1 protein-coding gene is annotated in these 207 nt (G+C 38.6%); it reads left to right on the plus strand.

Translation table 11 applies throughout. From position 1 onward, the window contains the following. On the plus strand, nucleotides 1-207 hold a 207-nt coding region (locus L0U77_RS11700), incomplete at both ends, for an Ig-like domain-containing protein (protein ID WP_233901252.1).

A 207-nucleotide genomic window follows, 5' to 3' on the forward strand; every position in this document is an offset into this window, starting at 1 on the left:
ATTAGCAGGAGGAACATTAGATATTCAACCTGATGGAACAGGAACAGAAATTACTTTTCCATACACAATAAGTGATGGAAATGGCGGAACAGATACAGCGAATGTTGCTGTAACTATCGGTAATACACCACCAGTAGCACAGGATGATTCAGCAACAACAACAATCAATACTTCAGTAAAGGTAGATGTTTTAGCGGATAACGGAAA

Origin of the sequence: Tenacibaculum piscium, assembly GCF_021390715.1 — a bacterium.
GTDB lineage: Bacteria > Bacteroidota > Bacteroidia > Flavobacteriales > Flavobacteriaceae > Polaribacter > Polaribacter piscius.